The sequence below is a fragment of the Streptomyces sp. NPDC026538 genome, assembly GCF_055567535.1.
Genome location: NZ_JBVHQG010000002.1, coordinates 1,388,612 through 1,398,465, shown reverse-complemented (window position 1 = coordinate 1,398,465; position 9,854 = coordinate 1,388,612). Strand labels below are relative to the sequence as shown.

3 protein-coding genes, 1 tRNA gene and 1 rRNA gene are annotated in these 9,854 nt (G+C 69.2%); 4 read left to right on the top strand and 1 reads right to left on the bottom strand.

The window, feature by feature from the left end:
* The 3 genes from rrf to ACZ4N4_RS13105 all read left to right on the top strand — a co-directional run.
* Nucleotides 1–95, top strand: a 5S ribosomal RNA gene (gene rrf / locus ACZ4N4_RS13115); the annotation flags it as partial.
* Nucleotides 96–209: 114 nt separating this feature from the next.
* A complete protein-coding gene (locus ACZ4N4_RS13110) occupies nt 210–872 on the top strand; it encodes a DegT/DnrJ/EryC1/StrS family aminotransferase (RefSeq protein WP_360495831.1) in 663 nt (220 codons plus the stop codon).
* A 75-nt stretch (nt 873–947) separates the two neighbouring features.
* Nucleotides 948–1,020: transfer RNA gene (locus ACZ4N4_RS13105), tRNA-Thr, on the top strand.
* 62 nt (nt 1,021–1,082) lie between these two features.
* On the opposite strand, the gene ACZ4N4_RS13100 is transcribed toward ACZ4N4_RS13105, so the two are convergent.
* Nucleotides 1,083–3,839 (bottom strand): SpoIIE family protein phosphatase, encoded by a 2,757-nt coding sequence (locus ACZ4N4_RS13100; protein WP_467587620.1) that lies wholly within the window; start codon nt 3,837–3,839, stop codon nt 1,083–1,085.
* 428 nt (nt 3,840–4,267) lie between these two features.
* Between ACZ4N4_RS13100 and ACZ4N4_RS13095 the strand changes: the two genes are divergently transcribed.
* On the top strand, nt 4,268–9,727 hold the full coding sequence (locus tag ACZ4N4_RS13095) for a HAMP domain-containing protein (protein ID WP_467587617.1): 5,460 nt from the start codon (nt 4,268–4,270) through the stop codon (nt 9,725–9,727).
* Nucleotides 9,728–9,854: the final 127 nt, after the last annotated feature.

Below are 9,854 nucleotides of genomic sequence, written 5' to 3'. Positions count from 1 at the left end.
AAACGCCCGGTTACATTCCGAACCCGGAAGCTAAGCCTTACAGCGCCGATGGTACTGCAGGGGGGACCCTGTGGGAGAGTAGGACACCGCCGAACAATCATTCAAAGGGCTGGACCCGGAACTTCCGTTCCGGGTCCAGCCCTTTTTTGGTTTGCGTAACGCGAAGTTCACGTTGCGCGCCGAGCATCGCTGCCATGGGTACTGCTGCAATGCTCAGGGCCGCCGGCGTCGGAGTCGGCGACGAGGTCATCGTGCCGGCCTTCGGGAACGCGGAAGTCGCCGAGGCCGTGACACTCGCCGGCGCACTTCCGGTGTTCGCCGACATAGATCCGGTGAGCTACTGCCTCGACGTCTCGGCGGTGGAAGCGGCGGTAACTGCCCGGTCCGCGGCCGTGGTTGTCGTACACCGATTCGGACGGTGGGCCGACATCCGGGGGTTGCACGCGCTGGGGCAGCGGCACGGCCTGCTGGTCCTGGAGCAGGGCGAGTCCGAGGCGCCGTACGACGAGATCGCGCAGCGGCGGCAGCGGGCCGCCTACCTCGATGCGAAGCTGCGTGGCGTGCGGACGCCGGACGGCGGCGACGGGCACACCTACCAGCAGTACGTCGTGCGGGTGCCGGGGAACGGCCGGCCCGACCGGGACGCCTTCGCGCGGGCCCTGCGGGGCAAGGGAGTTGACTGCCGGGTGCCGGTGAAGACGCCCGTGCACCGGTTGCCGGAATTCCGGCGTTGTGTCTCGCTGCCGGAGACCGAGCTGGCGGCCGACGGGACGCTGGCGCTGCCCGTGGACGCCTCGTTGACGAAGCGGGAGATGCAGCGGATCGTCTCCGCCTGCAACGCTCTCGGCGGACTGCTCCAGCCGGCCTTCTGAACGAGTTGGGAACTCGGCTCTGTTCGGGGTATGATCTATTCCGTTGCGGCGGGGGAAACTCCGAAAAGGCAACAGGCCCCTATAGCTCAGTCGGCAGAGCGTCTCCATGGTAAGGAGAAGGTCAACGGTTCGATTCCGTTTGGGGGCTCCGGCAAGAAAAGTCCCGCCCTTTCGGGCGGGACTTTTTTGTGTCCTCTTCCGCCCCCGCCCTCAGTCCTTCTGAAGGCCGGGGACCCGCATCGCGAGAATCGCCATGTCGTCCGACGGGGCGTCGGACGCGAAGCGCTCCACCGCGCGCATGATGCGTGCGGCGACCGCGCCCGCCGTCAGGCCCGTGCAGGTCGTGAGGACGTCCGCGAGACCGTCGTCGCCGAGCATGCGGGTGCCTTCCCGGCGTTCCGTCACGCCGTCCGTGACGCACAGGAGGACATCACCCGGGTCGAGGGTGACCGTCTGCTCGTAGAGTTCCAGGTCCTCGATGACGCCGAGCAGCGGCTGGGGTTCGGCGGCGGCCTCCACCGTGCCGTCCTGGCGCAGGCGCAACGGCAGCGGATGGCCGGCGCACACCACCTTCATCTCCGCGCTGCCGTCCTCCTGCGGGCGCATCTCGCCGTACAGGAGGGTCAGGAAGCGGCTGCGGGAGCCCTCGTCCAGGATGGCCGAGTTGAGGCGCTCCAGGACCGCGGGGCCGCTGAGACCCTCCCGGGCCAGGAGCCGGAGCGCGTGCCGCGCCAGGCCCGTCACGGCCGCCGCGTTGGGACCCGTACCGCAGACGTCGCCGATGGCGAAGCCGTACGTGCCGTCGGAGATGGGGAAGACGTCGTAGAAGTCGCCGCCGACCTCGTTGCCCTCGCCGGCCGCGCGGTAGATGACCTCGACCTCGACGCCCTCGATGTGCGGGGTGCCCGGGGGCAGGAGGCTGCGCTGGAGGGCCTGGCTGATGGCCGTGCGCTCCGAGTACAGGCGGGCGTTGTCCAGGGCGAGGGCGGCCCGGCGGGACAGGTCCTCGGCCAGTTCCAGGATTTCCTGACGGAAGTGTTCGTCGGTGGGCTTGCCCAGGGTGAGCATGCCGATGACGCGGTTGCGGGCCACCAGGGGGAGGACGACGGTCTCCCCGCCCACGGCGGAGGCGGTGGCGAGCGTCGGGCCGATGGCGGAGGAGACCTGGCGGGCGGGGCCGCCGGTCAGGCCCAGGCTGCGCATGGAGCTGCGCAGGGCGGCCTGGTGGGCGTGCTCACCGGGGGCCGCCCAGACGCGGGCGCCCGGGGTGGGAACCGGGTCCGGCGGGGGCACCTTGGAGAGCAACGACTTGATGCCGTCGATGAGTTCCTCGTCCTCATGCAGGACGTACGACAGGTAGGGCTCGGAGGCCTGGTCGGCGATCGTGTAGACCGCGCACCAGGTGGCGAGCGTAGGGACCGTCATCTGTGCCATCAGGGCGAGGGTCTGGTCGCGGTCCAGGGTGCCGGCGAGCAGGTCGGAGGCCTCGACGAGGAAACTGAGCGAGCCGCGGCGCAGCCGCTCCAGTTCGCCCAGGCGGGCCGACTCGACGGCGAGGGCGATGCGGTCGGCCGCGAACTGCAGGCGCAGCGCCTCCTCGTTGGAGTATCTGCTCGGGGCCTCCGCGGCGACGCCCAGAGAGCCCGTCAGCCGTCCCTCGACCTTCAGCGGGACCGTGACGACCGAGCGCATGCCGGTGCCGCCCAGCAGGGGGACCGCGCCGGGAACGGCCGTCAGATCCTCGTGGACGGCCGGCATACGGGCCGAGCCGTAGCGGCCGGGGCCGGCTTCGACGGGCACGCGCGCGAAGCGCTGACGGGCGGACGGCAGCCCTGTCGAGGCGCGGACCTCCAACTCGGTCTCGTCGTCGGTCGCCAGGAGCAGGAACGCGGAGTCGCCGTCGAGCATGTCGCGGGCGCGCTCGACCGTGCGCTGGAGGAGGCCGTCGAGGTCGTCGGGGGCCGGCGAGCCGATGAACACCTCGAAGGGGTCGGTGCTCTGGCCGTCGGGGGCGCCGCCGCCGTCGGAGGCGGGCAGGCGCAACGGTGTCTGCAGGACGGCGCGTTCGTGGTCGCGCACCAGCAGGCAGACGGTGGAGGGCTCGCCGCCGGTGTCCCGGACCCTCAGGTGCGAGGCGTAGACCGGAGTGACACGGCCGTCGGCGCCCCGGATGCCGTAGCTGCCCTCCCAACGGGAGAGCTGCAGGGCCTCGGCGACGCCGGTGCCGGTGCCGGGGGTGTGCGGCCAGGCGGCGAGGTCGGTCAGCGGCTTGCCGGTGACCTCGGCGGCGGTGTGGCCGAAGAGTTCCTCGGCGTCCTCGTTCCAGGCCGTGACGGAGCCCTTGCGGTCGATCTGGACGACCGCGACCCGGACCCGGCCGTCCGCGAGGGGCAGCAGGTCGGCCGGGAGGGACGGGCCGGCCGCGCGCGTGCCCACCGGACGCTCGGGGAGATCGATCTGGAACCAGACGTTCTTGTACGTAGGCGTGTACTCGACACCCCAGCGGGCGGCGAGGGCCGCGCAGAGCTGAAGGCCGCGGCCGCCCTCGCGGTCGGGGCTGCCCATGTTGACGGCGGAACCCTGGAGCGGGACCTCGCGTTCCGGGTAGCGGTCGGCGACCTCGATGCGCACCCCGTCGTCCGCGCGCAGGCACAGGACGTCGGCGTGGGTGCCCGCGTGCACCACCGCGTTGGTCACCAGTTCGCTGGTGAGGACCACGGCGTCGTCGACGACGTCCGCGAAGCCCCAGCCCTGGAGCGTGTCGCGGACGAAGGCGCGGGCGGTCGCGACCGATCGCCCGACGGGCTCGAAGCTGGCGGCCGCGCGCGCGGTGATCACAGAACTCCTCGACCGGTTCTCGACATGCGGGCTTCCCTGGCCGGCCGGCTCGTACCGCTGCTGCGGCATCCGCTCGCCCGTGGGCCGTGGCTCCGGGGTGTGTCCCCCGGGGATCACTCCGGTGGTCATGGTCTGCGGCCGCCCCTCCGAATGCCCGCTCGTTCTCGTGCCACCGCCCAGGCCGAACAAATCGGCGCGGCTGGACAGCCGCATGCAAGGTTACTTACCTTCGCCGTCCGAGCGGATGCCGGTCGCCAGTGTTTACGCCCCAGGGTGTGCGGACGATGTGCGAAGCTGCCGAACTGTTATGGCCTGGTTCGGACAGGGTGAAACACTGGGCAAGCTTCTGATGAAGGTACGGGCAGGCTGAGTGCGTTGCGTGTACGGCGGGCAGCAGCCCCTGGTGTGGCCGGATCCGATCTGGCAGAAATACGCAGTAGTAACGGGTACGCGGCAGTAACGGATACGCCGGGGTAGGCGGTACGCCGACTACGGCGGCATCCGAGCACAGTGGTACGGGCACAGTGGTAACGGTCGACCCCTGCGGGAGGGACACAGTGGAGTCTGGCGCAGCGGCGCGGGGCACTAAGGCGCGCGCGAAAGGCGGACCGTCCCTGAGCAGGCAGCGGGGCGGTGACGGGACCACGGCGGTGGACACGGCCGCCCTGAACCGGCTGCTGGTGGCTCTCGAGGCGATGCGCGACGGGAACTTCCGCAAGCGGCTCACGGTGTCCGGTGACGGCGTGATGTCGGAGATCGCGGCGGTCTTCAACGAGGTCGCCGACCGTAATCTCCACCTCACGGGTGAGCTTTCACGGGTGCGGCGGGTCGTCGGACGTGAGGGAAAACTCACGGAACGGCTGGAGACGGGTGCCTGTGAAGGCTCCTGGGCGACCGCCGTGGACAACTCCAACGCCCTTGTCGACGACCTCGTGCGGCCGGTCTCCGAGGTGGGCCGGGTCCTGACGGCGGTGGCCGAGGGTGACCTGTCGCCGCGGATGGATCTGCGGTCGCCGTCGGTGGACGGGGCCGGGCACCCGCTGCGCGGTGAGTTCCTGAAGGTCGGCCGGACCGTCAACAACCTGGTGGACCAGTTGTCGACGTTCACCGACGAGGTCACGCGGGTGGCCAGCGAGGTGGGTACCGAGGGCAAGCTGGGCGGGCAGGCCCGGGTGCGTGGTATGTCCGGTTCGTGGCGGGATCTCACGGACTCGGTCAACACGATGGCGTACCGGCTGACGGCCCAGGTGCGGGACATCGCGCTGGTGACGACCGCGGTCGCCAAGGGTGATCTGTCCCGGAAGGTCACGGTTCAGGTGGCCGGCGAGATGCTGGAGCTGAAGGAAACCGTCAACACGATGGTGGACCAGCTGTCGGCCTTCTCCTCCGAGGTGACCCGAGTCGCCCGTGAGGTGGGCACGGACGGCATCCTGGGCGGCCAGGCGCACGTGCCCGGGGTCGCCGGCACGTGGAAGGAACTCACCGACTCCGTCAACACCATGGCGGGCAATCTGACCGCCCAGGTGCGCGGGATCTCCGAGGTGACCACCGCGGTCGCCAGCGGTGACCTGTCGCGCAAGGTGACCGTCCCGGCCCGCGGTGAGGTCGCGCAGCTCGCCGAGACGATCAACCAGATGACCGAGACGCTGCGGATCTTCGCGGACGAGGTCACGCGCGTGGCCAACGAGGTCGGTGCCGAGGGGCAGCTCGGCGGGCAGGCGAACGTGCCGGGCGCGGCGGGCACCTGGAAGGACCTGACGGACTCCGTCAACACGGTCTTCCGGAACCTGACCACGCAGGTGCGGGACATCGCCGCGGTGACCACGGCGGTGGCCAACGGTGACCTGTCGCAGAAGGTCACCGTGGACGTGGCCGGCGAGATGCTGGAGCTGAAGAACACCGTCAATGGCATGGTCGACCAGCTGTCGTCGTTCGGTGCCGAGGTCACCCGCGTGGCCCGGGAGATCGGTGTCGAGGGTGAACTGGGCGGCCAGGCCCAGGTGGCCGGGGCCGCCGGCACCTGGAAGGACCTGACCGACTCCGTCAACACCGCTTTCCGCAACCTCACCGGCCAGGTGCGCAACATCGCCCAGGTGACGACGGCGGTGGCCAACGGCGACCTCTCGCAGAAGGTCACGGTCGACGTCTCCGGTGAGATGCTCCAGCTGAAGAACACCGTGAACACGATGGTGGACCAGCTCTCCAGCTTCGCCGACCAGGTGACGCGGATGGCGAGGGACGTGGGCACGGAGGGCCGCCTCGGCGGTCAGGCCCGCGTGGACGGCGTCTCGGGCACCTGGAAGGAGCTCACGGACTCCGTCAACTTCATGGCCGGCAACCTCACCTCGCAGGTACGGCAGATCGCCCAGGTGACGACGGCGGTGGCGCGGGGCGACCTGTCCCAGAAGATCGACGTCGACGCGCGCGGCGAGATCCTCGAGCTCAAGAGCACGATCAACACGATGGTCGATCAGCTCTCCGCCTTCGCCGACCAGGTCACCAAGGTGGCCCGCGAGGTGGGTACGGAGGGCCGGCTCGGCGGTCAGGCACAGGTGCCCGGTGTGGCCGGGGTGTGGCGGGACCTGACGGACTCGGTGAACGGCATGGCCGGCAACCTCACCGCCCAGGTGCGCAACATCGCCCAGGTGGCGACCGCGGTGGCCCGGGGTGACCTCTCCCAGAAGATCACCGTGGACGCGCGCGGTGAGATCCAGGAACTGAAGAACACCCTGAACACGATGGTCGACCAGCTGTCGTCGTTCGCCCAGGAGGTCACGCGCGTGGCGCGCGAGGTGGGCACCGAGGGCATCCTGGGCGGCCAGGCCGAGGTGCAGGGGGTGGCGGGCACCTGGAAGGACCTCACCCAGTCCGTGAACTTCATGGCGAACAACCTGACCATCCAGGTCCGCAACATCGCCGAGGTCACGACGGCGGTCGCCAAGGGCGACCTGTCGAAGAAGATCACCGTTGACGCGAAGGGCGAGATCCTCGAACTCGTCACGACGGTCAACACGATGGTCGACCAGCTGTCCAGCTTCGCCGAGCAGGTGACCCGGGTGGCCCGTGAGGTGGGCACCGAGGGCATCCTGGGCGGTCAGGCGCACGTGCCGGGTGTCACGGGCATCTGGAAGGACCTCAGCAACAACGTGAACCTGATGGCCAACAACCTGACCATGCAGGTGCGGAACATCTCCCAGGTGTCGGCGGCGGTCGCCAACGGCGACCTGACCCGGCAGGTGACCATCGAGGCGAGCGGTGAGGTGGCCCAGCTCGCCGACACCATCAACACGATGGTCAAGACGCTGAGTTCGTTCGCCGACCAGGTCACCAAGGTGGCCCGTGAGGTGGGCACGGACGGCATTCTGGGCGGTCAGGCGCACGTGCCGGGTGTGGCGGGTACGTGGAAGGACCTCACCGAATCGGTGAACGGGATGGCGTCCAACCTGACCGGCCAGGTGCGCAACATCGCGATGGTCACCACGGCCATCGCCAAGGGCGACCTGACCAAGAAGATCGACATCGACGCCCGCGGCGAGATCCTCGAACTCAAGACGACCATCAACACGATGGTCGACCAGCTGTCCAGCTTCGCCGAGGAGGTCACCCGGGTGGCCCGCGAGGTGGGCACCGAGGGGCAGCTGGGCGGTCAGGCACGCGTGCGTGACGTCGACGGCACCTGGCGGGACCTCACCGAGTCGGTGAACGAGATGGCCGGGAACCTGACCCGGCAGGTGCGTGCCATCGCGCGCGTGGCGACCGCGGTGACCCGCGGCGACCTGAACCTGAAGATCGACGTGGACGCCTCCGGCGAGATCCAGGAACTCCAGGACTACATCAACAAGATGATCGCCAACCTGCGCGACACCACGGTCGCCAACCAGGAGCAGGACTGGCTCAAGGGCAACCTGGCGCGTATCTCGGCGCTGATGCAGGGCCGCCGCGACCTGGCGGACGTGGCCTCGCTGATCATGAGCGAGCTGACGCCGGTGGTCACCGCGCAGCACGGCGCGTTCTTCCTGGCGATGCCCCTGGTCGACGGCAAGGACCTGAGCGCGGAGACCGAGGAGGCCTACGAGCTGCGCATGCAGGGGTCGTACGGCTACTCGATGGGCTCCATGCCGACGTCGTTCCGGCCCGGTGAGGCGCTGATCGGCACGGCCGCCCAGGAGAAGCGCACGATCCTGGTGGAGAAGGCGCCCACCGGCTACCTGAAGATCTCCTCCGGGCTCGGGGAGGCCCCGCCGGCGCAGGTGATCGTGCTTCCGGTGCTGTTCGAGGGCAATGTCCTCGGGGTGATCGAGCTGGCGTCCTTCACGCCGTTCACGCAGATCCAGAAGGACTTCCTCAACCAGATCGCCGAGATGATCGCGACCAGCGTCAACACCATCTCCGTCAACACCAAGACCGAGGTGCTGCTGAAGCAGTCGCAGGAGCTGACCGAGCAGCTGCGGGAGCGGTCGGCGGAGCTGGAGAACCGGCAGAAGGCCCTTCAGGCGTCCAATGCCGAACTGGAGGAGAAGGCCGAGCTGCTGGCCCAGCAGAACCGCGACATCGAGGTGAAGAACACCGAGATCGAGGAGGCCAGGCAGGTCCTGGAGGAGCGTGCCGAGCAACTCGCCGTCTCCATGCGCTACAAGAGCGAGTTCCTCGCCAACATGTCGCACGAGCTGCGCACCCCGCTCAACTCGCTGCTGATCCTGGCCAAGCTGCTCGCCGACAACGCCGAGGGCAACCTCTCCCCGAAGCAGGTGGAGTTCGCCGAGACCATCCACGGCGCGGGATCCGACCTGCTTCAGCTGATCAACGACATCCTCGACCTGTCGAAGGTCGAGGCGGGCAAGATGGACGTCTCCCCGACGCGTATCGCGCTGGTCCAGCTGGTGGACTACGTGGAGGCCACCTTCCGGCCGCTGACCGCGGAGAAGGGCCTCGACCTGTCGGTACGGGTCTCCCCGGAGCTGCCCGCCACCCTGCACACCGACGAACAGCGGCTCCTTCAGGTGCTGCGCAACCTGCTGTCCAACGCGGTGAAGTTCACCGACTCCGGCTCGGTGGAGCTGGTGATCCGGCCGGCGAGCGGCGATGTGCCGGTGGGGATCAGGGAGCAGCTCCTGGAGGCCGGCTCGCTCAGCGATCCGGACGCGCCGCTGATCGCGTTCTCGGTCACCGACACCGGGATCGGCATCGCGGCCAGCAAGATGCGGGTCATCTTCGAGGCGTTCAAGCAGGCCGACGGCACGACCAGCCGCAAGTACGGCGGTACGGGGCTCGGTCTGTCGATCTCGCGGGAGATCGCGCAGCTGCTGGGCGGTGAGATCCACGCGCAGAGCGAACCGGGCCGTGGCTCGACGTTCACGCTGTACCTGCCGCTGCACCCCAGCGAACTGCCGCCGCAGGGCTACCAGCAGTCCGTGCCGGCGCTGGAGGCCGGGGACCTGGTCGCGTCGCAGAACCACGGCTCGGAGCTGTCCGGTGTGGAGATCGAGACGCCGGCCGAGGTGAAGTCGTACCAGGAGACCCAGAACGGCGCCGCGGCGCTCTTCCGGCGCCGCCGCCGGGCCACCCCGCAGATCGCCGAGTCGTGGCCGGTGCTGGCCGAGCAGGAGGCGATGGCTCCGGCGCCGCGCCGGGGCGTACGGTTCACCGGGGAGAAGGTGCTGATCGTCGACGACGACATCCGCAACGTCTTCGCGCTCACCAGCGTCCTGGAGCAGCACGGCCTGTCGGTGCTGTACGCCGAGAACGGCCGCGAGGGCATCGAGGTCCTGGAGCAGCACGACGATGTCGCGGTCGTTCTGATGGACATCATGATGCCCGAGATGGACGGCTATGCGACGACCACGGCGATCCGTCGGATGCCGCAGTTCGCCGGGCTGCCGATCATCGCGCTGACCGCCAAGGCGATGAAGGGCGACCGCGAGAAGGCGATCGAGTCCGGAGCTTCCGACTATGTCACCAAGCCGGTCGACCCCGATCACCTGCTGGCGGTGATGGAGAAGTGGATGCGCGAGGAGTGACCGGAACGGGCGGGTGTGATGTGAACGTTTCGGGAACCTTCCGTGTGCACGGGGAGTTGCTGACTCAGGGTTGTCGAACCCGTGTAGAAGTGCGGGATTGGGGGAACCTTCTGGTCCCCGGCTGCGT

What these genes read in the sequence shown, in the direction of transcription:
- ACZ4N4_RS13100 (WP_467587620.1), bottom strand. Translation starts at nt 3,839, where the DNA reads ATGACCACCGGAGTGATCCCCGGGGGACACACCCCGGAGCCACGGCCC.
- ACZ4N4_RS13110 (WP_360495831.1), top strand. Translation starts at nt 210, where the DNA reads ATGCTCAGGGCCGCCGGCGTCGGAGTCGGCGACGAGGTCATCGTGCCG.